Below are 22,299 nucleotides of genomic sequence, written 5' to 3' on the forward strand. Positions count from 1 at the left end.
AATTGTCTATTATAAATAAACATAAGGGAGATGAATTGGTTGGAATCAATCTCAGTAGGACTGCTCGGTTTAGGCACCGTTGGTAGCGGAGTAGTAAAAATCATTGAAGACCACCAGGATAAGCTCATTCATTTAATCGGGTGCCCGGTGAAAGTAAAAAAAATTCTTGTTCAAAATACAAATAAAAAAAGAGACGTTCATGTAGAACCTTCCCAATTAACGACAAATGTTCATGAGGTAATAGAAGATCCGGATATTGACGTCATTATTGAGGTCATGGGGGGAATTGAGCAGACACGGGAATATTTACTTGAAGCATTAAATCGGAAGAAGCATGTTGTGACGGCAAATAAAGATTTGATGGCCGTGTACGGAACTGAGTTGCTCAAAAAAGCGACGGATAACGGCTGCGATCTTTTTTATGAAGCAAGTGTCGCAGGCGGCATCCCGATTCTGCGTACATTGGTAGATGGATTGGCGTCAGACCGGATTACAAAAATGATGGGGATTGTTAACGGAACGACAAACTTTATTTTAACGAAAATGTCAAAATACGGAACCCCTTATGAAGAAGTGCTGAAGGAAGCGCAAAGATTAGGATATGCAGAAGCTGATCCGACTTCTGATGTAGAAGGCTTGGATGCAGCGAGAAAGATGGCGATTTTGGCAAGACTTGGATTTTCTATGGAAGTAGATTTAGAAGATGTGGAAGTAAAAGGGATAACGGATATTACACAAGAGGATATTGATTACAGTAAACGGCTCGGCTATACGATGAAATTAATCGGCATCGCCCATCGAAGCGGTGATAAAATTGAAGTTAGTGTACAGCCTGCACTGCTGCCCGATCATCATCCGTTAGCTTCCGTCCAAGATGAATATAATGCGGTTTATGTGTACGGCGAAGCGGTAGGGGAAACAATGTTTTACGGTCCTGGCGCAGGAAGCTTGCCAACTGCAACCGCTGTTGTTTCGGATTTAGTAGGCGTATTGAAAAACATGCGTCTAGGTGTAAATGGAAGAAGCGCCGTAGCCCCGCAATATCAGAAACAATTGAAGGCACCTGAAGAAATTTTTGCCCAATACTTTTTACGAATTCACGTAGAAGATCAAGTTGGAGCTTTTTCAAAAATTACATCCCTCTTTTCAGACAGAGGTGTAAGCTTTGAGAAAATTCTCCAATTACCTCTGAAAAATAAAGATTTAGCGGAAATTGTCATCGTTACCCATAAAGCATCGAAAAAAGATTTTGAGGAAATTTTAATGGAGCTCCGAGATTTGCAGGTTGTTAAGGAAGTTAAAAGTACGTATCGAGTAGAAGGGAACGGCTTATTATGAAATGGAATGGACTAATTGCAAAATATAAAGAATTTTTGCCAGTAACGGACAAAACACCGATGCTGACATTGAACGAAGGTAATACTCCTCTCATTCATTTAGAAAAATTATCTGAAAAATTAGGCGTTGAGCTGTATGTGAAAACAGAAGGAGCGAATCCTACCGGTTCATTTAAAGACCGCGGTATGGTGATGGCAGTTGCAAAAGCGGTGGAAGAAGGAAGCACAACTATAATGTGCGCTTCAACTGGAAATACGTCTGCAGCTGCTTCCGCATATGCGGCACGTGCAGGATTGCGTTCCATTGTTGTTATACCGAACGGAAAAATCGCTTTTGGAAAGCTTGCCCAAGCAGTTATGTACGGCGCAGAAATTTTTGCAATTGAAGGAAACTTCGATGATGCCTTAAAAATGGTTCGTGAAATTTGTGAAGAGCTGCCAATTACTCTTGTCAATTCTGTAAATCCTTACCGAATTGAAGGGCAAAAAACAGCGGCGTTTGAAATTTGTGAACAGCTGGGAAAAGCTCCGGATTATTTGGCGATTCCGGTTGGAAATGCTGGAAACATTACAGCATATTGGAAAGGATTTAAAGAGTTTAATGAGCGGCACCAAACAGGGCTTCCAAAAATGCACGGTTTTGAAGCGGAAGGCGCCGCAGCCATTGTAAAAAATCAAGTGATTGAAAATCCGGAAACAGTGGCAACTGCCATTCGAATTGGAAACCCAGCAAGCTGGGAATTTGCTGTCAATGCTGCCAATGAATCAGGCGGAAAGATCGATATGGTAACAGATGAAGAAATTTTGGATGCTTATCAATTAATTGCAAGAACGGAAGGCGTTTTTGCTGAACCTGCTTCAAGTGCATCTATTGCAGGAGTGATGAAAGATGTAAATTCGGGGAAAATCCCGAAAGGAAGCACAGTTGTAGCAGTATTGACCGGCAACGGATTAAAAGATCCGAATACTGCGATCGATGTGTCATCCATCCAGCCGATCGTGCTGCCTAATGAAAAGAAAGCTGTGATGGACCATCTCAAGGGAGATGGGCATGTATGAAAGAAGGAGACATGTTAAAAATTCAAGTTCCCGGAAGTACAGCCAATCTTGGCCCCGGTTTTGATTCTGTAGGGCTCGCTTTAAACCGCTATTTAACACTAGCCGTTACATTTGCGGAAAATTGGACATTTAAGCCGGTAAGTGAAGAAGTAGCAAACGTACCGGAAGGGAAAGAGAATTTAATTTATAAAGTCGCTTCCAAGCTAGCAGAAAAACATAGTGTTAATCTTCCTGCATGTTATGTGGAAATTTCAAGTGATATTCCGATGACAAGAGGACTCGGAAGCAGCGCGGCCGCCATTGCAGCAGGGATTGAGCTTTGCGATCGTGTTTGTAAACTGAATTTGAGCGATGAAGAAAAAATTCATTTTGCCAGCAAGTTTGAGGGACATCCGGATAATGCCGGAGCTTCTATAGTAGGCGGTCTAGTGGTCGGCTATTTAACAGATGACCACACATATTTTGTAAAAGTGGATAATCTGGATGTGGATATTATCGCGGTTATTCCGCCATATTATTTATATACGAAGGATTCTAGAGGCGTTTTGCCGAAGACATTTAAATTTCAGCAGTCGGTGAAAGCCAGTGCGATCAGCAATGTGCTTGTTGGGAGCATCATGAATAATAATTGGGAATTGGCAGGCCAAATGATGGAAATGGACATATTCCATCAACCGTATAGGGAAAGTCTAGTTCCTGAACTGTCAGCTGTTCGAAAGATAGGAAAAGAGCACGGTGTGTACGGGACTGTATTGAGCGGTGCAGGTCCAACGATATTGTGTTTTGCTCCAAAAGGCATGAGACACTCATTGCGTCCTAAACTAAAAGAGGCTTTTCCTCATTGTGAAGTAACACAGCTAGAAATTGATTATGAAGGGACAAAGTCTTGGTTTACTCATATTGAAAGCTTGATATAAAGAAACAAACCGGCTTTTCGCCGGTTTGTTTCATTAAAATACTTGTTCTACTTCTACGATGCCTGGAACTTCTTCCAGCAGAGCCCGCTCAATACCTGCTTTCAAAGTAATGGTAGAACTTGGGCAGCTCCCGCACGCACCTAAAAGGCGCAATTTCACAATGCCCTCTTCAACATCAACTAATTCGCAGTCTCCGCCGTCACGAAGCAAAAACGGGCGCAGCTTATCTAAAACTTCCTGTACTTGTTCTTTTATTTGAACATCTGACATACTATCGACTCCTTTCTTATCCATCATTATATTCAAAATGAGCGATAAAATCTATTTGTAAGTTTCAAATTCATTGTATCACATTTTTTTTAAATCTAATATGGATAATCTAGGAGATCATCATTTTATTAAATAGGAGAGAACAAACATGAGAAAACCGGTAGAAATTTGCGTTTATGGTGCAGAAAACTTATGTCCAAGCTGTGTAAATTCGCCTTCAGCAAAAGATACATTTGAATGGCTGGAAGCAGCACTGACTAGAAAATATCCAGATCAGCCATTTGACATCACATATATTGATATATATTGTCCTCCGGAAGATGAAGAGAAAAAGAAAATAGCCGATCAAATCGTGAAGGAAGAATATTTTTATCCCCTTGTTGTCATAAATGGAGTGGTAGTAGGAGAAGGAAATCCAAAGATAAAAAGGATTTTTCAAGAGATGGAAAAACATGGTTACCAACCTGTGTAAGAAAGAGTTTACTCGTCATCCAGAACTGTGAAAGAAAAAGTGCATTGTCGATTTCTTCAAGCCAAAAGAACAGATTCGCTAAAAAAAAAAAAACGCTGCTTCGTTTTTTTGCATGCAAAATAATAGACAACTGTATTTCTCTTGATTTATATTTTCCAGTGAAAGAGTTCCGGAAAAAGAGAAGCCGGACGTACAAATGAACGCCCGGTTTTCTCATGCTCCACTATGATATTTATAAATCCAAAGAATTCCTGATTTTAAAAGACGTGGCACACGTCCAGTGAGTGCGCGATCTCCTACCATCCCAAAACCTGATTTTTTTCCGAGAGAACCGAGAACGCCTTTTAATTTGAACGGCGGCAGTTCCTCTGGAAGAGGTTCGTTGTTCCATTTTTTGAGCAATACTTGTACAATTTGTTCAGCCTGCGCTTCGGCAAGTTGAGCACTTGGTGCGTAAGGAAGGCTTGCACAGTCTCCAACAACAAACACATGTTCATCTTGAGGAAGATGATGGTATTTTGTTAAAATAACCCGTCCTTGCCGGTCTTTTTCAACATTCAATTTCCTTACGACATAATTCGGTTGAATTCCTGCGGTCCAAACGACAACATCACAAGGAATCGGTTCATCATGGTTATAAACCATATTTGGCTCAACTTTTGTAATATTGGCGCTGTTGATTACTTCAACCCCGTGCTCTTCAAACCATGTTTGGACATATTTGCTTAATCGTTCCGGGAAGTTTGATAAGATCACTTTTCCGCGGTCAAACAGCTTGATTTTTAAATCGGATCTGCTTTCACGCAGTTCGCTTGCCAATTCAACGCCGCTCAATCCGGCTCCAACTATGCAGACTGTTGCACCTGCTCCTAAATTGTTCAGCTTTTGATACGTTTCACGTGATTGATCGATTGTTTGAATGCTGCAAGTATATTTGTCAGCACCCGGAACATTATGATATTTGTCTTCACATCCTAATCCGATGATAAGATCATCATACGTGATTGGAGATTGATCTTTTAAATGTACAAGCTTTTGTTCAAGGTCAATGTCCGTGACTTCACCGTAATGAACGTTCAATTTCGGGTGTTCTGGAAAGGCCACGCGCACGTGCTGATCTGAAATCGTTCCCGCAGCCAGCGCATAGTATTCCGTTTTTAAACAATGATAAGGGTTTTTATCCACTAATGTTATTTCGACACCATCCGGCAAGTTATTGGGAAGCAGCTTGTGAAGAATTCTCATGCCGCCATAGCCGCCTCCGAGGAGCAGTAACTTTCTCATCGCGATTCCCCTTTTCCCTGCAAATGTTTACCCCAAAACTGTGACAATCGTAACAAATGCCACTAAAAGTATAACGAATTTATGTATAAATCACAACATACTTAAGGAAAAATAGCACAATTGTTATGGCAAAATGTTAAATGAGCCTTGAAGTTCAATGCTTTGACAATGAAGAAAAAAAGCATTATGATAGGCTACTGAGTATAGAAGGAGGACAATTCACGTGAAACCAATTATAGAGTTTTGTGTCAGCAACTTAGCAAACGGTTCACAAAAAGCATTAGAACAATTAGAAAAAGATCCTAATTTAGATATAGTTGAATACAGCTGCCTAGGGTATTGCGGCCAATGCTACGAATCGCTTTTTGCCCTCGTAAACGGAGAAGCGGTAGAAGGGGAAACGGCAGAAGAGCTAGTGAAAAATATTTATCAATTTTTAGAAGAAAATCCAATGTTTTAATAGAAAATAAAAGTGAATGATAAAATTAAAAGGGAGACAAGCTTTTGATTCTCCTTATTTTGATCCTGTCTCTAAATATTTCATTCGAGGTATGAGAGCATATTATAAAATGTAAGTATGAATCTCAATATTGTTTCTCAGTACGACGCTTGCCTTTGCGGATGAGTCTTTTTTTTACGTATGAGCAAGGTGTTTGAAGCGGCAGGCTGATGATATAAAAAATAAAAGCCCCTCTTATATTTCCCGAGGAGCTTTTATTTATATATGAAAACGGGGGATATTTTTATTGTCAACAAATTTTGAACGTTTTATACTTATAAAAACAAATTTTTTGTTGTTTTGGAGGAAAAGATGGAAACTTTTCAATTTACAAAAATGCATGGATTAGGAAACAGTTATATTTATGTAAATGGATTCGAAGAAACGCTTCCGGAGCATCTCCTGCCAGATATTGCGCGAAAAGTTGCGAACGTTCATACCGGCATCGGTTCAGATGGGCTAATATTAATTCTTCCATCTGAACGTGCGAATGTGAAAATGAGAATTTTCAACAGTGACGGTTCAGAAGGAAAAAACTGTGGAAACGGTTTGCGCTGTGTCGCAAAATATGTTTATGAGCATAACATAGTAAAAGAGAAAAAGTTTTTGATCGAAACACTTTCTGGCTTGGTTGAAGCCGAAGTCCATGAGGAAAATGGACGAGTATCAAGCGTCACAATTGATATGGGTCACCCTAAGCTGTTAAAAAAGGAAATACCGATGGCCGGAAACGGAGATGAAACAGCTATTGGTGAAATCATGGAATTTAACGGCTCGAAATATGAAGTCACAGCGGTTTCGATGGGAAATCCACACATCATCTTTTTTGTAGACGATATTGAGAAAGCTCCATTAACAACATTGGGACCGATTGTCGAAAAAGATGCAAGATTTCCAGAAGGGGTAAATGTAGAATTTGTCGAAATCGTCAACGACCATGAGCTTCATTTTCGAGTATGGGAAAGAGGTTCAGGTGTCACACAAGCTTGCGGCACCGGAGCATGTGCGGCAGTGGTCGCATCCGTATTAAACGAGCAAACAACAAGAGGCAAAGAAACAGTTGTCCATCTTGCCGGCGGCGATTTATTTATTAAATGGACTGACGAGGGGAACATTTTGATGAAAGGACCTGCTGAAACGGTTTGCACGGGGACCTATTATTATGAATCCGGTTCAGAAATTTGAGAGTTTTTTTCTGAAAAGGTATACTAAAAGTGACTCAAAAATTAATGAAAAGGAGGATGGGTCATGTCTGAAATTGTTATGCTTACCGAAGCGGCAGCTTTTCAAATAAAAGATATGATGAGAGAAAATGAAGAAGAAGGCGCCTATTTGCGTATTGGTGTGAAAGGCGGCGGCTGCACTGGACTTTCATACGGCATCGGGTTTGAACAAGAAAAACAAGAAGATGATCACGAATTTGAACAATTCGGCATTCGGATTTTAGTGGATAAAGACAGCGCCCCTATATTAAAGGGAACAAAGATTGATTATAAACAATCGATGCTTGGTGGAGGATTCACGATAGACAACCCTAATGCGATTGCGTCTTGCGGCTGCGGCGCCTCCTTTAGAACTGCAACACACGCTGGAACACCGGAAGAGTGCTAAAAAAGATTCTTTCCTGAAGCCAAGCATAATGATCGCTTTATTCCTTAACTTTTTCTATACTCACAATAAAATATATCCTAATAAAGTGGAATCCAAAAAGAAAAAGTCTGCTTTATTAGGATATTTTTATGGGAAAAACGGCTAAATGCAACTTATTAAAAGTGATAGAGAATTAAATGAGGATATTTACAGATCACAGATTTTCATCATGGAAGACTGTGCGAAAGACGATATGAATTACCGATGAAAGTTGAAAAAAGATAGGGCTGTCCGATGAGTTTCTAAAATGAAGGATTTTGGAGCTACTGTAAAGGACAAAAATAAAGGAATCAAGTTTGTAAATGTCCTTCATAGAGGCAATGAAGTCCAACAAAAGCAATTGTATGTGCTGAATGTCCGTCATAAAACTTTTGAAGACTAATTCAGAAAGAGAGCATAAGAAAAGTCCTTCATAAAACTTCTGAAGGATGTAAACAAAGGAAAAATAGTCTGTCCGATTGATGCAGTCTGGTTTCTTTAGAAAAGTACTTGACAAAAAGGCTGTCTCAAAAGGTCATAAAAAATGACCTTTTACGAGACAGCCTTTATTCTTGTGCGCCCGGCATGGGTGTAATCTATAGGGTGAAAGTCCCGAGCTGCGAAGGCAGAAGTAGCAGTTAGCTTAACGCAAGGGTGTCCGTGGTGACGCGGAATCTGAAGGAAGCGAGCGGCAAACTTTGGGTCTCTCGGAACACGAACTTCATATGAGGCTAGGTATCACTGGGTGAGTTTGCAAGACAAAACAAAGCCCTTTCTGCCGAAGGTGATACAGAGTAAATGAAGCAGATGGATGGAAGGAAAGATTACACTCTTACCCGGGGAGGTCTGGCTGGCACGCCAAGTAACCTTGGTAACCTATCTAGTGATAGATAGCTGAACAGTCAGAAGTCAGCAGAGGTCATAGTATTAGTTGGTCTAGAACAACTAAGAAGGACCGAACAATTAAGAGAGAATAGCCCTTGGCATTCAGTGAGTCATGATGAACACAGAAAACGTAGTACCTCACTTGAGGGAGGAAGCGGTGAATCCCGTGGGAGATCTCTTGGAGGGTGGAGTGACCACTGGCATAAAGAGAACAGCTATTCACGGAAGTTATAAAGACTTGCGTCAATTATCTTAATTGAACCGCCGTATACGGAACCGTACGTACGGTGGTGTGAGAGGACGGGAGTTAATCGCTCCCTCCTACTCGATTCCAATAAAATTTACTTTTGCTTATTATTCCCGCTGTAAGGGGGCTGTTCAGAAAGGCAGATCCCCATTGAAAAACAAAAAATCATAAGTCCTGGTATTTCAACGTTTCTAAAACATGAAAGAGGGTGTCAAAAAGCCGAAAAAACGACTTATTAGACACCCACATCTTTTTCATCAATTAAACATACTTGTGCTGTGCATTGGCTGAACTTTTGCGCTTGGGTCAATATAGGCTTTGGCATTGTTTACAGCTGTTGGACCTTCGCCAAACCCAGTCGCAATTAATTTTATTTTTCCTTCATAAGTACAGATGTCTCCGGCAGCATAAATTCCCGGAATATTTGTTTCCATTTTTGAGTTAACAACAATCGAATTTTTCTCAATTTCCAGCCCCCAGTTTTTGATAGGGCCTAAAGAGGAAACGAAGCCAAAATTGACAATTACTTCATCTACATCAATAATCTCTTTCCGATCTCCTTTTGCTTCTTCGACTACGACTTGTTCAATTCGATCCTTGCCGATAAGCTCAACAGGAACAAAAGGTGTTAATATATTTGCTTTAGAATTTTTTAATTGATTTACGCTATGCTCGTGCGCGCGAAATTTATCTCTTCGATGGACAACCGTTACTTTTTCTGCAATAGGCTCAAGCATTAACGCCCAGTCAACAGCTGAGTCGCCGCCTCCAAACAGGACGACCTTTTTGCCTGCAAAATAGTTTAAATCTTCTACAAAATAGTGCAGGTTTTTCCCTTCAAATTGCTCAGCATTTTCCAGCTGAAGTTTACGTGGTTGAAATGCGCCGTTTCCGGCAGTGATGATAATCGTTTTTGAATAATGTATTTCTGAATTTGTCGTTAACTTAAATGTCCCGTCACTTTGTTTTTCAACTTCCTGAACTTCCTGTTCAAGGCAGACGGTTGGATTGAATAAGGCAATTTGTTCTTTTAAATTATTGACTAATTCTTGAGCTCTAATTTTTGGAAACCCCGCTACATCATATATGTATTTTTCAGGATAAAGCGCTGTCAATTGCCCTCCTAATTGTGGAAGGCTTTCAATAATTTTAACGGAAGCCTGCCTCATTCCTCCGTAAAAAGCTGTGAACATCCCGACAGGTCCCCCGCCAATAATCGTTATATCGTAGACTTTGCTGTCCTCTTTCACAGACGATTCCCCCTCTTGTTAATCTTTATTAATCATATCATAAAAAAAAGATTGTAAAAATACAAAAATTCTGTCATTTAAAGATTTATAAAGTTGATCATTTAGCTTAAAAATAAACTTGAAAAGTTGGACACAAACGGATATCATGACTATAGGTAAAAAGATGTTAAATTTTATTGACAATTTTGCCCTTATAATTTTTTGTCCAATAACGTGAATATTTTCACAAATTATGTGAAAAGTGAGTCTAGAATTGACCGCTTTAAAAATTACGGAAAAGGTTGGTGTGTCTTGTGAGAAATCCTAAAGTTGTTATTTTAGGTGCCGGTTATGGAGGATTAATGACCGTAACACGTCTACAAAAAATGGTGAGTGTGAACGAGGCTGATATTACACTTGTCAATAAGCATGATTATCATTATGAAACAACATGGCTGCATGAAGCATCTGCAGGCACCCTTCATCATGACCGATGCCGCTATCCAATTAAAGATGTAATTGATACAAACAAAGTAAACTTTGTGCAAGATTCTGTAAAATTAATTAAAACAGATGAGAAAAAAGTCATTCTTGAAAATGGCGAGCTTAACTATGATTACTTAGTAGTCGCTCTTGGGGCTCATCCGGAAACGTTTGGAATCCAAGGGTTAAAAGAATACGCTTTCACAATTTCCAACATTAATTCTGCTAGACAAATTAGAGAGCATATTGAATATCAATTTGCTACATACAATACAGAAGAAGAAAAAGATGATACACGTCTAACCATTGTAGTCGGAGGTGCAGGATTCACTGGAATTGAGTTTTTAGGCGAACTTGCCAACCGTGTTCCTGAGCTTTGCCGAGAGTATGATATTGACCCTAAAAAAGTCCGTATTATTTGTGTGGAAGCAGCACCGACAGCACTTCCAGGTTTCGATCCTGAACTTGTGGAGTACGCAGTCAATCAACTGCAGCGCAAAGGTGTTGAGTTTAGAATCGGCACAGCGATAAAAGAATGTACTGAACAAGGAATTATTGTTGGGAAAGACGATCAAACGGAAGAAATAAAAGCAGGCACTGTTATTTGGGCGGCTGGTGTGCGCGGAAACAGTGTAATTGAAGAATCTGGTTTTGAGGCAATGCGGGGCCGCGTAAAAGTAGAGAAAGACTTGCGCGCACCAGGACATGATGATGTGTTTATTATTGGAGACTGTTCATTAATTATTAATGAGGAAATCAATCGTCCATATCCGCCGACAGCGCAAATTGCAATGCAGCAGGGAGAAGTTTGTGCGAGAAATTTAGCTGCATTAATTCGCGGTAAAAAAGAACTCGAACCATTTAAGCCAGATATTAAAGGAACTGTTGCTTCTCTAGGAGAAGATGATGCAGTAGGTATTGCGTTAGGCAAAAAAATGGTCGGTACAAAAGCATCCTTCATGAAGAAAATGATTGATAACCGCGCGCTATATATGGTTGGCGGAGCAGGTCTCGTGTTGAAAAAAGGAAAATTCAAATTTTTTTAAGCTGAAGAAAAGAGCAAAGGCTTAAGGGCTTTTGCTCTTTTAAAATAATGTTTTATAAACATGAACAGCTTTTGTAATTTCTTTTAAAGCAGGAAAGTAAAATGTTTTGGAGAAGGAGCCGCTCTGTATTTATTGAATTTTCGTAGTAATAAGTTTTTAAACAAATTAAATTAAAGAGCTCGCTATGCTGATTGCGATTAGAGGGTTCGATTCAGCATAAAATCGCCATGCTGATCTGCAATTATATAGTAGCCTGATGTATTTGGTCTGTCGGACAGCTATACCCGATATTTCCTTCAAAGTTCTTCGTTTTATTCTCAAGTTCTTGTGCTTCTTTTGTTTGTTTACACCGTCTTTTTTGTGCTTGAAGGAATGAAAGTTCTCTCTTAAATGTTGAAGCCAAATCCCTCCTTTTATGGTACAAGCACAAAAGCATCTCACATGAGTAAAAAACAGACAAAGCACTGTACATTAGGACAATCTTTCTTATAGGTAATTTTTGTCACTTTAAAACATTTGGGGAAACTTCCAGTTTTTTTGTATAAATTTTGAACTGCTCAAAGGTTGGAGAGCCTACTGAGAACCTTTTTGTGTGCATGTCAAACTTGCTTTGCTGATTTATGCCGATTAAATTAAATCTTGTACTTGATATATTGGAATAAATAGGTTAATAATTAAGGTAACAATTTATCGATTTGCTGCTTTAAAGATTTGGCACATGTAAGAAGATCTGGCAAATTAACAAAGGCTGGTCAAGTTTTTTCCTTATTTAAACCACATAAAAACTTTTAATAATAATACGACAGTTTTCTGAGGGTGAGGACACGATGATGAACATACCGGTGCTGTTGATTTCCATGCTGCTGTTCTTAGTTTTATTTTTTGGAATCGGTTTTTTATTAAATATGCTTTTAAGAATGTCATGGATAATGGCGATACTTTATCCGTTAGTATGTATTTTTTTAATTGATGAAGTGAATTTTTTTGATTATTTCAAATCACCTAGCCGCTCATTTTCTCTGTTGGGTGAAAAAATCGCCTCTCTTGCCGTAGCAGACATTCTCATTTTAGGAAGCGGGATGGTAGGTGCGATTCTATCAGGGATTGTCATTCGAATGCTTCGAGCAAGAGGATATCAAATGTTTTAAGCTTTTCCGTATAATCGGAAGGCTTTTTTTTATGTAAAAAAAAAACGCTTTTTTGTTAAAACAATGTTATTTGAGTGCCTACATTTTATTTTTAATTTATTGGAAAATTTATACATGTCGGAATGTATTGAAAAATACACTCCTTTCAAAAGCTCCTCCAACGTATATTTTGTTTACGATTTGGAAACAAATAGACGGTGAGAGGAGTGAAATTAGAAAAAATGAAGAGTATAAAAATGTGGACTAGAAGAATTATGATGAGTCTGTTGTTTATTGGGGCGTTTTTAACAACTTTTGAAACCATTTCAGGTGTGAAAGCAGATGAACTGACAAAATGGGTGATCAAACAATATAATCAAAGAGAAAATTCTCAACAAGCCGTTGCAAAAAATATTAATCATGCAAATCAAGGACAGACGATGGAAAAATCCATTGATTTATCAAAGTATCCAAAAAAAACAGTTGTGGCTACCGGATATACAGCCGGATATGAGTCGACAGGAAAACATCCTGGCCACCCTGAATATGGAATTACTTATTCAGGTGTTAAAGTAAAAAGGGATCATTTTTCCACTATAGCAGCAGATTTAAACGTTTTTCCGATCGGAACGATACTTTATGTACCCGGATATGGCTACGGAGTTGTTGCAGATAAAGGTGCTGCGATTAAAGGCAATCGGCTTGATTTGTATTATGAAACAGTAGAAGATGTTTACAATCAGTGGGGAAAGAAAAAAGTGGATGTTTATTTAGTTAAAAAAGGAAACGGAACGTTAACAGAAGAGGAATTAAAAAAATTAAACGAAAATAAAACGATGGAAGTTTTTAGACAACGGTAGCTTATCCCACAGGGATGGGCTTTATTTTTTGGTTTGAAAATAAAGCAAAGTTCTATTCGACCTCGTATAATAATTGAAGGAGGTGGAAAAATGTTTAAAGTACTAGACGGTTTAGAAGGGGAAAGTTTAATTGTTGGCCTTTTTAAGCAAAACGGAAATTTATCAAAAGCTTTGCAGGAGCTGGATAAAAAATTGAACAATCAACTCACCAAGCTTATAAAATCAGGTGAAATTTCTTCTGCGAAAAACAGTGTCGCAAAACTATATACATTTGATGCCGAAAACGTAAAACGAATTTATTTTGTCGGGCTTGGGAAAGAAAAAGAATTCACGTTCCAAAAGGCAATGGAAGCTTTTGGGCATGCGTTTCAAGCTGTTCAACAAGATCAGAAGAAAATCGTAAGCGTACAGCTTTCTACCTTTATTGGAGGAGATGTGGAAGAGATAGATGCAGCTCATGCACTAGCGGAAGCGTTTGCCCTTTCTACATACAAAATAAAAAACTATAAACAACGATCAAACAGCAGCGAATCAAGCATTGAAGCTGTTCATGTTTTGACAGATGCAGATAAAGCGAAAATAAACGCAGCCTTAACTGCCGGTTATGTTTATGGAAGAGGAACAAATTCGGCAAGAACTCTTGTGAACATGCCTTCAAATTTATTAACTGCGACAGAACTCGCGAATTATTCCATCGAACTGGCCAAAAAATATTCTTTTGAGATCGAAATCCTTGAAAAAAAGGATATGGAGGAAATGGGTATGGGGGGGATATTGGCGGTAAATAAAGGCTCCAGTGAACCCCCTAAAATGATTGTGTTGAAATACCAAGGAAAAAAGATTTGGGACGATGCGATTGGTTTAGTCGGCAAGGGAATTACTTACGATACTGGGGGCTACTCGTTAAAACCTAGAGATGGGTTAGTAAACATGAAGACTGATATGGCAGGAGCAGCAGCCGTTTTAGGAGCGATGGAAATTATCGGTGAAATAAAACCGAAACAAAATGTTGTAGCCGTTATTCCGGCTACTGACAACATGATTGGCAGCGGAGCGATGAAACCGGATGATGTCATCGTGTCATTAAGCGGGAAAACAATTGAAATTTTAAATACAGATGCTGAAGGGCGTTTAGCCCTTGCAGATGGAATCACTTATGCAAAGCAGCATGGAGCGAAATACATTATCGATGTTGCCACTTTAACCGGTGGAGTTATTGTTGCTCTCGGAAAGCACACAACAGGTGCGATGACGAACAATGAAAAACTGTATGATCAGCTTTGGAAAGCATCTGTTGAATGTAATGAAAGAATATGGAGATTGCCAATTTTTGAAGATGACCGCGAGCGGGTAAAAAACAGTAAAATGGCGGATTTGAATAATTCCCCTGGCCGGGAAGGACATGCGATAATGGGCGGTGCTTTTTTAGCAGAATTTGCTGAAGATACGCCATGGGTTCATTTAGACATTGCCGGGACATCCACTACTTCTAAGAAAGGCCCTCTAGGACCTGAAGGAGCAACTGGTGTGATGACTCGAACATTGGCGGCCTTTGTGGAAAAATTCGTGCCGATTAAATCATGATGGAGTCATCCATCATTAGGTTGAACTATTGCAGATTTGGCTTTATGTCAGAAATGTTATTGCTGTTTCAGTTTTTCGGCAGGAGCCGCAATTCAATATAGGAGAGAGACGGAATCTATTTTGTAAAAAAGATGACCCATTCAGTATGCTTGAAAATCGTGGATTGATTTCTTTCTGACATGTATGTTGTCGGAAGCAACACCAAATTAGGATAATGTGTCGGCACATTCTGACTTAACAAATTGCTGCACATTTATCCTGATTTGGTCTGTATTGTGCACGATTAGCCCAGTACTTAACATGTCTATAAGTGCGCATTTTTTATTGCTTTTCAAAAGAGAGCGAAGGCTTTTTTTGCATTTTTGATAATAGATTCGCGGAGAACTGTTTTCCTTCTTGTAAGGTAAGTCGAAAATATATGTGTATTATGTGGCAGAATTCATATTTGCGAACTCTTTTTCAAAAACTTTTTCTACAGGAACATAATTGTACCCAAGATCGCGGGCGACTGCCTCATACGTTATTTCTTTGTTGGCAACGTTGACACCTAATTTGATCGCTTCGTTTTTGGCGATTACTTCTACTAACCCTTTGTTGGCTATTTGCAATGCATATGGAATGGTCGAATTAGTAAGGGCGAACGTAGATGTTCTCGGAACTGCTCCCGGCATATTCGCAACTGCGTAATGAAGGACTCCGTGCTTTGCATATGTCGGATTGTCATGAGTGGTGACATGATCACTCGTTTCAAAAATCCCGCCCTGGTCAATGGCAACATCAACGATGACTGATCCAGGTTTCATCGATTTTACCATTTCTTCAGTCACAAGCTTTGGCGCTTTTGCACCGGGGATTAAGACAGCACCGATGACTAAATCCGCTTCTTTTACTGCTTCGAAAATATTATAGGAGTTAGACATGAGCGTTTGAATGTCGTTGCCAAAAAGATCATCTAATTCCCGAAGACGCTTAGGACTTACGTCAAGGATCGTTACATGAGCTCCTAAACCGATAGCCATTTTTGCAGCATTTGTACCGACTACCCCGCCGCCGATGATGACGACCTTGCCGCGTTCAACGCTTGGAACACCGGATAATAGAATACCTTTTCCGCCGTACGGTTTTTGTAAAAATTGCGTTCCAACCAGTGTTGCCATACGACCGGCCACTTCGCTCATCGGTGTTAACAGGGGTAACGAATGACCGTTAGAAACTGTTTCGTAAGCGACCGCAATCACACCGGATTCCTTCAACTCTTTTGTCAGTTCAGGATTAGCTGCAAGGTGCAAGTAAGTAAACAGAATAAGACCATCACGGAAATATTTATATTCTTCTTGAAGCGGCTCCTTGACCTTCAACACCATATCTGCTTCCCAAACCTTGCTTGTATCATGAAGAATTTCGGCGCCTGCTTGAATATATTCTTCATCATGAATTCCGCTTCCAAGACCTGCACTTTCTTCTACGAGTACACGGTGACCTGCCTTGACTAATGAAACAACTCCAGCTGGTGTAATGGCTACACGATTTTCGTTATTTTTAATTTCCCGCGGTACACCAATTAGCATTGCAATCCCTCCTGTATAATATAATTTCGTTTTAATATTCCATATGTACCAACAATGAGTCGGAATTTTCATGTACCTGTCCATTTTATTGTTTCTTTTCCTGCTGGCAATCATTCATTGAATTTTTTGTTTTTATATCATATGCAAATCGGTGTATGTTTGTCTGCAGCTTTCAGCGAAACCGCCAGTATATTTGCATAAATTTATAAAATCCACTTCCGTTGCGAAAATTTCGAACATATGGTATCTTATACAGAAATATTTAGGAGGGATGAGCTGTGAAAAGGGTCACTTTAATGGAAATATTCACTCATCCAATTACACAAAAATATTTAAAACGATCTGGCATTGCTCACGCGATTAAAACGGCTGATCATGCTTTTCGTCTTGCGATAGCATTCAATGTAAATCCCGATCTTGCGACAAAGGCGGCTCTATTGCATGATATTGGCCATTATGAATGGTACACGGACGGTAAATGGGATTATGAAAAATATCAAAAAAATGATATTCATGCAATAAAAGGAGCGAACAGAGCGCATAAACTGCTGATAAGGCTTGGGGAAAAGCCTGAAGCAGCCAAGCAAATTGCTTTAGCTATTCTCCTTCATACGGATTCGTATTTGCCTGATGGTAATTTAAAGCAAAATCCTCTTCAGCGCATAGTTCGGCTTGCTGATGAATTGGATGAAGAACCAGGCGGAATGCATCATTACCGTCAAATTGACGAAAAGCTGGCTTTAAAGAAAATTAGGACTCTAGATAAAAAAGTTGAAAAGTACTATTCTCAGTTAAAATCCATTGTATAAGCGAACAATTTAGGCGTTTGATCATACAATACTATAAACAAACAATGGAAGTGGTGGTTTCGTTTGCCTTCTTTTGTAGGTCCAATTGAGATTAATGAAGTCGACTCAGGAATCATAAAAGTGGGTGACAGCTTTTCTATTTCTCCTAAGGCGAGTTTAAAATCTGCGCTTGGTTCAGGAGCTTTAAATGTTGGAGACTATGTAAAAACATTTGACGTTCGCAGCAAAACGAATGAACATTCGAAAAGTTTCTTTGATCAACCGATAATAGGGAATAGGTAAAATATTTTGCAAAACCTGAGATTGATTTTTCTTTCAACTCAGGTATTTTTTTATATAGAGGGAAAAAAGGAGTGAAACAATGAAAGTACGAAAGGCAAATATAATACATAACGATGAAGAGATCAGAAACGTCTATATTTATGAAAACAAAAAAGAGGAGTATATATTAGTTGCTGTACCGCAGCTTGAATGGTCCAAGATCATTAAATATGAAGAAATCAATGACAAAACAAGAGAACATTTACAAAATTCTATTGCAAAAAGATCGAATGAGAACATTGCCATTTCACTTTCTTCGAAAATTACTCAATGGATACAAGAAATGTAAATTTTCAAGAGGATTTGAGAAACATGTAACCTCTGCTGTCAGACGGAGGTTACATTAGATTGCTTTCTTTTCTCTCTACTAATTCTATGACATCATGTATGTCGACTTGTAATACGGAGCAAATTTTTGCAAGCTTATCTAGAGGAAGGCGCTTCGTTTTGTTGTGGCACATTTCCCATACAAGCGTATGGCGAATATCAGCTTGACGGGCAAGTTCTCGTTTGGTCATTCTTTTTTGTTTCAATAAATTGTCCAATTTAATATGTATAACATATTCTTTTTTTTCCACTATGTTCACCCTTATTTGTCATATCTTCTCGGGATTTAGAAAATATTCTATCAATGTTCTTTCGTTCATTCAACCCTCTTTTATCAAAATTTTCCTTCTTTTTTATATGAATTTAACAAATGGGGGAAAGAAGGAGTCCTTCTGTTATAAAAATCATGATCATGCAATCTTTATAACAAGTTTGCCATACATCGCAAAAAAGACACATACAATCACATTGCGTGTTTTTCGGTATCACGCATAAAACTTCAAATTAGTTTTTCGGTGAAAAATGATCGAAAATTCTATAAAATAAATATGAAAGATCGAAAAAAGGATCTTTTCAAGGGAGTGTGATACTTTGAATCATCAAGAAATCGAAAAAATCAACAAGATCTTCTTAATGCTTGAAAGGGAGTTAGACGAAACGAAAAAGGCGCTTGATAATATCAATAAGAGCATTGACAAATACGATAAATATCAATATACGAAAATTGTATAATGAGGTGACGACCAAATTTGGTCGCCTTTTTTATGATAATATATATAATTTATAGTATAATAATTGTAAAACATCCATAGATTTCAAGCTGAATATAAATCAGATCAAAAGGAGGGGATGGCATTAAAAAGTGAGTTATTATTAAACAAAGTTCAAGTGGCAATGTTTATGAAGGATGCGGTCGAAAGGTCTGTAGACTGGCTTTATTTGCGGAATCTTTTGCATCGTTTTATCGAATCTAAACAAACATTTCCTTTTGCAGAGCTTTGTTATTTGCATGCGAACGTATTCAACAGCGAAAATGATGAGGAAGAATTGTACAAGCTTATGGCAGCTGTTGAATTGCTCGTCCTAGCTTTTGATATGTTTGATGATTTGGAGGATCTGGACAACTTTACAGAACCGTGGATGGATATTGATAGAGGGGAAGCGATTAACAGCTCATCCTTTCTTTATACGTTAAGTTTATCGCATATCCATTCGCTGTCATCACCTTATCGTTCTGAGATCCTTGGTTTGTTTCTTGAATATGCTTTGCAGGCTATGAAAGGCCAGCATATTGATTTGGCAAATGCCGTGAAGACAGAAAAAGAATGTTTGCAAATGATGAGATGGAAATCAGGTTCCCTTACAGCTCTTGCAGCTGAAGCGGGTGTCATGTTTGCATGCGGGAAAAGATACGAGGAAGTTAAGGAATACGGGCACCAAGTAGGGATTGCCGGCCAGATTGAGAATGATTATAAAGGATTGTTTACTCCGCATAAACAGGACAGGAAGTTTTTGAAGCCGTCACTGGCATTACTTTATTTGCAAAGGAAATTTAATCAAACAAGCGTGGATATTTTACAATATGTGCACAGCGGAAAAGACTTCGACGAATACTTTGGAAGCATTGTAGCTTTTAAAGAAAAGCTGTTGGAAGCGGGAGTCACCCAATATTTAAATGTGATGAAACACATCGCGCTTAAGAAGGCTGAAACTTATATAAAAAAACTTCCGCTGCCTGCTGAAAAATTGGATGAACTATTAACAAATTTAATCAAAAAATAAAAAAGGAGAGATCAATATGCAAGAAATCGTAAATTTCTTAATCGAAAACCCTGATGTTTTGGAGAAAGTCGTGAATGGACAAGCTAGTTTGATTGGAGTTAAAGATTCTGATGAACTTTTAGGCATTATTACTGGACTTACAGACGGTTTAAAATTGTTGCCGCCTGCTGGATTTTGGAAATAGTTTAAAGGGTGAAAATATTTGGTTTTTAATAAGATAAAAATCGTTGATTTTGGATATAAACTTGCAGTATTTATAAGCTCACTGTTTTTCATTGTTTATATTTTTCAAATCAACCTCTCGTATCCTTATTTAGGAACAAACATTGAAAAAAAATCAAAGGGTCAATATTATATTAGAAATATTGACCCGAAAGCTTGGGCTGATCGAGCAGGACTAAAAATTGGGGATCAAGTATTAGAATTAAATGGAGTGCCTACTGAAAAGTTTTTTAGAGAGAGCAGTTTTTTTGTTTATCAAGAAGTAAAGAATTTAACAATCAAACGGGCAGATGGCAGTATATTTAAAATAAACGTTGAGGAAACATCATTAGATTTTCAAACATTTTTCATGATGATAATACCAATTATTCTTTTTCTTCTATCTATGTATTGCAGTTTTTTTGTCTATAGATTAAGTAAAAAATTAAAAATTTTATCCCCATATTTATTGAAATTTTTTCTATTATGTGTATCTCTTGCCTATTTATTTGCAACCAGTTCTGCCCGGGGAGACACTTTTTCCCAATATATGGTTGTTTTATTTTTTACTTTGACTCCAGTTATATATCTGCATTTTTTGTATCACTATTTTTATGAACATGGACAAGAATTATTTAATAAAAAAGTAATTATTTTTGGATATTTTCTTGTAATTGTAAACTTTTTAATTGAATACATAAATAAACAACCGATAGATTTAGATATTAATTATAATTCGAAAGTGTTGAATCTAATCACCTTTCTCTTTTTATTGTTAATATCGTTTATAGTGAAAATAAAAGGAATGAGAAAACTTAAACTTTCCGAGATATCTTTTACGATTAGAAATTTAATTATTACAAATGTACTTGCTTTTGCACCTTTTGTCCTATTATATGTCATTCCGTCTATCATTTTAAAAGATGCTTTGTTCTCACCAGTGTTCCTGTCTTCCTTTATGCTGTTAATACCTTTCGCCCTTGTGTATCAGTTTCTATCATCAAAGATATATGATATTGAGTTTATTCTAGGCAGAGTTAAATATTATGCTCTCCTTTCCATTTTGCCGACTATCTTTTTAGTGGCTTTTATCATACTGCTAAAAGAACATAATCCCAAAATTTACCCTATTCAACTTTCAATTATTATATATATATTAATGATATTTGTTTTTTATTTTAAAGAAATTGTTGACTTCCGCTTCCGGTTTAAGCGGTTTTCGGAAAAATATAATTATCAGGACAGCATTTTGAAGTATACGTCAAGGATCCGGAAAGCAGGCAGTTTAAAACAGATGATGGCTGAGTTAAAATCGACCATTTTAGAGGTTTTGAAGGTCAGCCGTGCATACTGCCTTGTTGTTCATGAGGGTGGACGGATCGAAATGGTTGATGATGATGGGGATGGCGGTCTTTTAGAAATTGCCCCATACGAAAAAGATATTTTAAATGCTGTAACAGAAATAGGGAAAATTGTAGAATTTGATAAAGGGTTTGTGTTAACTGTCGGTGAAACGAATAGAAGGAAATATGTTATTATTTGCCTTTCTGTCATTAAAACGCCTAAACTGACTCGTGATGAAATTTCTTGGCTGAATTCCCTTGCTTTTTATACGAATGTAACTGTAGAAAACTTTTTGAAAATAGAAGAATTGATGGAAAGGCTTGAAAAAGCGGAAGAGGGAAACAGCAATCCTGCATGGCTCAAAAAACTGCTGTTTGCAATTGAAGAAAAGCAGCGCTCCAATTTGGCGAAAGATTTGCATGATTCTGTGCTGCAAGATTTGATTTCGTTAAAAAGGCAATGCGAATTGGTTCTGGAGGAATCTGGACAATATCCTGCTGCTACGATCGAAAAAATTCAGAGCATGAATCAAAACATTCTTGATATCATTCATATGACGAGGGAAACGTGTCAAGAGCTGCGTCCGCAAATTTTATATGACTTGGGACTCGTCAAGGCGGTATCAAAGCTAGTAGCGCAATACGAAGAACAGTGTAATTTTCAAATCCGCTTTAATACGGGGAATTTTAACAAGCAGCTTGATATAAACATGCAGCTTAATTTGTACCGGATCATTCAGGAGCTTTTATCAAATGCGCGCAAGCATTCGAACGCGAAGCAAATATTAATTATGCTCGTCAATATAAGAGAAAAAATTGTATTGCACTATGAAGATGATGGCGTAGGCATCGATGAAGAACTGTTGTATGCGAAAACAGAAAGCATGGGATTGTCCGGAATTAGAGAGAGGGTAAAAGCTTTGGATGGTGAAATGAAGATTGAGACTTCTCCGGGAAATGGATTTCGGGTCTTAATTGAAATTTAATCACATTCTTGACTTGGCTTTTGCCAAGTCATTT

General features: G+C 38.1%; 24 protein-coding genes. 19 read left to right on the plus strand and 5 right to left on the minus strand.

Annotated elements, in window-relative coordinates:
* Nucleotides 1-39 precede the first annotated feature (39 nt).
* From NSQ41_RS04270 to thrB, 3 genes are read left to right on the plus strand one after another with little or no spacing between them, the layout of a single operon-like run.
* On the plus strand, nt 40-1,338 hold the full coding sequence (locus tag NSQ41_RS04270; protein WP_186439305.1) for a homoserine dehydrogenase: 1,299 nt from the start codon (nt 40-42) through the stop codon (nt 1,336-1,338).
* The gene (gene thrC, locus NSQ41_RS04275; RefSeq protein ID WP_063387082.1) at nt 1,335-2,396 is read left to right on the plus strand and encodes a threonine synthase; all 1,062 of its coding nucleotides are present in this window, start codon (nt 1,335-1,337) and stop codon (nt 2,394-2,396) included. The genes NSQ41_RS04270 and thrC overlap by 4 nt, the downstream gene beginning before the upstream one ends.
* Nucleotides 2,393-3,313, plus strand: a complete 921-nt coding sequence (gene thrB / locus NSQ41_RS04280) for a homoserine kinase (protein ID WP_063387081.1) — start codon at nt 2,393-2,395, stop codon at nt 3,311-3,313. Before thrC ends, thrB begins: the two co-directional genes overlap by 4 nt.
* A 33-nt stretch (nt 3,314-3,346) precedes the next feature.
* Here thrB and NSQ41_RS04285 read toward each other — a convergent pair whose 3' ends face one another.
* Nucleotides 3,347-3,607, minus strand: a complete 261-nt coding sequence (locus NSQ41_RS04285; RefSeq protein WP_232515736.1) for a NifU family protein — start codon at nt 3,605-3,607, stop codon at nt 3,347-3,349.
* A gap of 124 nt (nt 3,608-3,731) precedes the next feature.
* On the opposite strand from NSQ41_RS04285, the gene NSQ41_RS04290 reads away from it, so the two are divergent.
* The gene (locus NSQ41_RS04290; protein ID WP_066249224.1) at nt 3,732-4,055 is read left to right on the plus strand and encodes a YuzD family protein; all 324 of its coding nucleotides are present in this window, start codon (nt 3,732-3,734) and stop codon (nt 4,053-4,055) included.
* Between the two features lie 213 nt (nt 4,056-4,268).
* On the opposite strand, the gene NSQ41_RS04295 is transcribed toward NSQ41_RS04290, so the two are convergent.
* Entirely contained in the window at nt 4,269-5,339 is a 1,071-nt protein-coding gene (locus NSQ41_RS04295) for an NAD(P)/FAD-dependent oxidoreductase (protein ID WP_339211066.1), read from the minus strand.
* A gap of 223 nt (nt 5,340-5,562) precedes the next feature.
* Here NSQ41_RS04295 and NSQ41_RS04300 point away from each other — a divergent pair, with 223 nt between their 5' ends.
* The 4 genes from NSQ41_RS04300 (at nt 5,563) to NSQ41_RS04315 (ending at nt 7,870) form a co-directional block, all read left to right on the plus strand.
* On the plus strand, nt 5,563-5,799 hold the full coding sequence (locus NSQ41_RS04300) for a YuzB family protein (protein ID WP_094245256.1): 237 nt from the start codon (nt 5,563-5,565) through the stop codon (nt 5,797-5,799).
* 351 nt (nt 5,800-6,150) lie between these two features.
* A complete protein-coding gene (gene dapF / locus NSQ41_RS04305) occupies nt 6,151-7,023 on the plus strand; it encodes a diaminopimelate epimerase (RefSeq protein WP_066249227.1) in 873 nt (290 codons plus the stop codon).
* 63 nt (nt 7,024-7,086) lie between these two features.
* Nucleotides 7,087-7,449: an iron-sulfur cluster assembly accessory protein gene (locus NSQ41_RS04310; RefSeq protein WP_063387075.1), complete on the plus strand. Its 363-nt coding sequence runs from the start codon at nt 7,087-7,089 to the stop codon at nt 7,447-7,449.
* A 286-nt stretch (nt 7,450-7,735) separates the two neighbouring features.
* Nucleotides 7,736-7,870: a hypothetical protein gene (locus NSQ41_RS04315; protein ID WP_311066991.1), complete on the plus strand. Its 135-nt coding sequence runs from the start codon at nt 7,736-7,738 to the stop codon at nt 7,868-7,870.
* Between the two features lie 986 nt (nt 7,871-8,856).
* Here the strand turns inward: NSQ41_RS04315 and NSQ41_RS04320 are convergent.
* Entirely contained in the window at nt 8,857-9,849 is a 993-nt protein-coding gene (locus NSQ41_RS04320; RefSeq protein ID WP_063387074.1) for an NAD(P)/FAD-dependent oxidoreductase, read from the minus strand.
* Nucleotides 9,850-10,133: 284 nt separating this feature from the next.
* Between NSQ41_RS04320 and NSQ41_RS04325 the strand changes: the two genes are divergently transcribed.
* The 4 genes from NSQ41_RS04325 (at nt 10,134) to NSQ41_RS04340 (ending at nt 14,928) form a co-directional block, all read left to right on the plus strand.
* Complete coding sequence (locus tag NSQ41_RS04325; RefSeq protein ID WP_186439306.1) at nt 10,134-11,357, plus strand: NAD(P)/FAD-dependent oxidoreductase; 1,224 nt, start codon at nt 10,134-10,136, stop codon at nt 11,355-11,357.
* 830 nt (nt 11,358-12,187) lie between these two features.
* Nucleotides 12,188-12,505 carry a YuiB family protein gene (locus NSQ41_RS04330; RefSeq protein WP_063387105.1) on the plus strand — a complete coding sequence of 106 codons (318 nt, stop codon included), beginning with the start codon at nt 12,188-12,190 and terminating at the stop codon, nt 12,503-12,505.
* A 221-nt stretch (nt 12,506-12,726) separates the two neighbouring features.
* Nucleotides 12,727-13,344: a 3D domain-containing protein gene (locus tag NSQ41_RS04335; RefSeq protein ID WP_063387072.1), complete on the plus strand. Its 618-nt coding sequence runs from the start codon at nt 12,727-12,729 to the stop codon at nt 13,342-13,344.
* A 90-nt stretch (nt 13,345-13,434) separates the two neighbouring features.
* The gene (locus NSQ41_RS04340) at nt 13,435-14,928 is read left to right on the plus strand and encodes a leucyl aminopeptidase (RefSeq protein ID WP_339194504.1); all 1,494 of its coding nucleotides are present in this window, start codon (nt 13,435-13,437) and stop codon (nt 14,926-14,928) included.
* A gap of 425 nt (nt 14,929-15,353) precedes the next feature.
* Here NSQ41_RS04340 and ald read toward each other — a convergent pair whose 3' ends face one another.
* Complete coding sequence (gene ald / locus NSQ41_RS04345) at nt 15,354-16,496, minus strand: alanine dehydrogenase (RefSeq protein WP_339211068.1); 1,143 nt, start codon at nt 16,494-16,496, stop codon at nt 15,354-15,356.
* A 278-nt stretch (nt 16,497-16,774) separates the two neighbouring features.
* On the opposite strand from ald, the gene NSQ41_RS04350 reads away from it, so the two are divergent.
* The 3 genes from NSQ41_RS04350 to NSQ41_RS04360 all read left to right on the plus strand — a co-directional run bounded on the left by NSQ41_RS04350 (nt 16,775) and on the right by NSQ41_RS04360 (nt 17,915).
* Entirely contained in the window at nt 16,775-17,305 is a 531-nt protein-coding gene (locus NSQ41_RS04350) for an HD domain-containing protein (protein WP_339199005.1), read from the plus strand.
* A gap of 63 nt (nt 17,306-17,368) precedes the next feature.
* The gene (locus tag NSQ41_RS04355) at nt 17,369-17,587 is read left to right on the plus strand and encodes a spore germination protein (protein WP_063387068.1); all 219 of its coding nucleotides are present in this window, start codon (nt 17,369-17,371) and stop codon (nt 17,585-17,587) included.
* 79 nt (nt 17,588-17,666) lie between these two features.
* A complete protein-coding gene (locus tag NSQ41_RS04360; protein WP_327873263.1) occupies nt 17,667-17,915 on the plus strand; it encodes a YueH family protein in 249 nt (82 codons plus the stop codon).
* A 49-nt stretch (nt 17,916-17,964) separates the two neighbouring features.
* Here the strand turns inward: NSQ41_RS04360 and NSQ41_RS04365 are convergent, their stop codons facing one another.
* Nucleotides 17,965-18,204, minus strand: a complete 240-nt coding sequence (locus tag NSQ41_RS04365) for a helix-turn-helix transcriptional regulator (protein WP_232515690.1) — start codon at nt 18,202-18,204, stop codon at nt 17,965-17,967.
* A gap of 340 nt (nt 18,205-18,544) precedes the next feature.
* Here NSQ41_RS04365 and NSQ41_RS04370 point away from each other — a divergent pair, with 340 nt between their 5' ends.
* From NSQ41_RS04370 to NSQ41_RS04385, 4 genes are all read left to right on the plus strand, one after another.
* A complete protein-coding gene (locus NSQ41_RS04370; protein ID WP_063387066.1) occupies nt 18,545-18,685 on the plus strand; it encodes a DegQ family regulator in 141 nt (46 codons plus the stop codon).
* 117 nt (nt 18,686-18,802) lie between these two features.
* Nucleotides 18,803-19,735, plus strand: coding sequence for a polyprenyl synthetase family protein (locus tag NSQ41_RS04375; protein ID WP_082830254.1), 933 nt, complete (start codon nt 18,803-18,805; stop codon nt 19,733-19,735).
* Nucleotides 19,736-19,751: 16 nt separating this feature from the next.
* Nucleotides 19,752-19,919: a competence pheromone ComX gene (gene comX, locus NSQ41_RS04380; protein WP_082829505.1), complete on the plus strand. Its 168-nt coding sequence runs from the start codon at nt 19,752-19,754 to the stop codon at nt 19,917-19,919.
* An 18-nt stretch (nt 19,920-19,937) separates the two neighbouring features.
* Entirely contained in the window at nt 19,938-22,265 is a 2,328-nt protein-coding gene (locus NSQ41_RS04385; protein ID WP_339211070.1) for a histidine kinase, read from the plus strand.
* Nucleotides 22,266-22,299: the final 34 nt, after the last annotated feature.

The organism is Aeribacillus sp. FSL K6-8210, assembly GCF_037963925.1.
Taxonomy (GTDB): Bacteria; Bacillota; Bacilli; order Bacillales; family Aeribacillaceae; genus Aeribacillus; species Aeribacillus composti.

Coding starts and splice junctions, on each gene's coding strand:
- thrC (WP_063387082.1), top strand. CDS start 1,335: ATGAAATGGAATGGACTAATTGCAAAATATAAAGAATTTTTGCCAGTA.
- thrB (WP_063387081.1), top strand. CDS start 2,393: ATGAAAGAAGGAGACATGTTAAAAATTCAAGTTCCCGGAAGTACAGCC.
- NSQ41_RS04285 (WP_232515736.1), bottom strand. CDS start 3,607: ATGGATAAGAAAGGAGTCGATAGTATGTCAGATGTTCAAATAAAAGAA.
- NSQ41_RS04290 (WP_066249224.1), top strand. CDS start 3,732: ATGAGAAAACCGGTAGAAATTTGCGTTTATGGTGCAGAAAACTTATGT.
- NSQ41_RS04295 (WP_339211066.1), bottom strand. CDS start 5,339: ATGAGAAAGTTACTGCTCCTCGGAGGCGGCTATGGCGGCATGAGAATT.
- dapF (WP_066249227.1), top strand. CDS start 6,151: ATGGAAACTTTTCAATTTACAAAAATGCATGGATTAGGAAACAGTTAT.
- NSQ41_RS04310 (WP_063387075.1), top strand. CDS start 7,087: ATGTCTGAAATTGTTATGCTTACCGAAGCGGCAGCTTTTCAAATAAAA.
- NSQ41_RS04315 (WP_311066991.1), top strand. CDS start 7,736: ATGAAGGATTTTGGAGCTACTGTAAAGGACAAAAATAAAGGAATCAAG.
- NSQ41_RS04330 (WP_063387105.1), top strand. CDS start 12,188: ATGAACATACCGGTGCTGTTGATTTCCATGCTGCTGTTCTTAGTTTTA.
- NSQ41_RS04335 (WP_063387072.1), top strand. CDS start 12,727: ATGAAGAGTATAAAAATGTGGACTAGAAGAATTATGATGAGTCTGTTG.
- NSQ41_RS04340 (WP_339194504.1), top strand. CDS start 13,435: ATGTTTAAAGTACTAGACGGTTTAGAAGGGGAAAGTTTAATTGTTGGC.
- ald (WP_339211068.1), bottom strand. CDS start 16,496: ATGCTAATTGGTGTACCGCGGGAAATTAAAAATAACGAAAATCGTGTA.
- NSQ41_RS04360 (WP_327873263.1), top strand. CDS start 17,667: ATGAAAGTACGAAAGGCAAATATAATACATAACGATGAAGAGATCAGA.
- NSQ41_RS04375 (WP_082830254.1), top strand. CDS start 18,803: ATGGCATTAAAAAGTGAGTTATTATTAAACAAAGTTCAAGTGGCAATG.
- comX (WP_082829505.1), top strand. CDS start 19,752: ATGCAAGAAATCGTAAATTTCTTAATCGAAAACCCTGATGTTTTGGAG.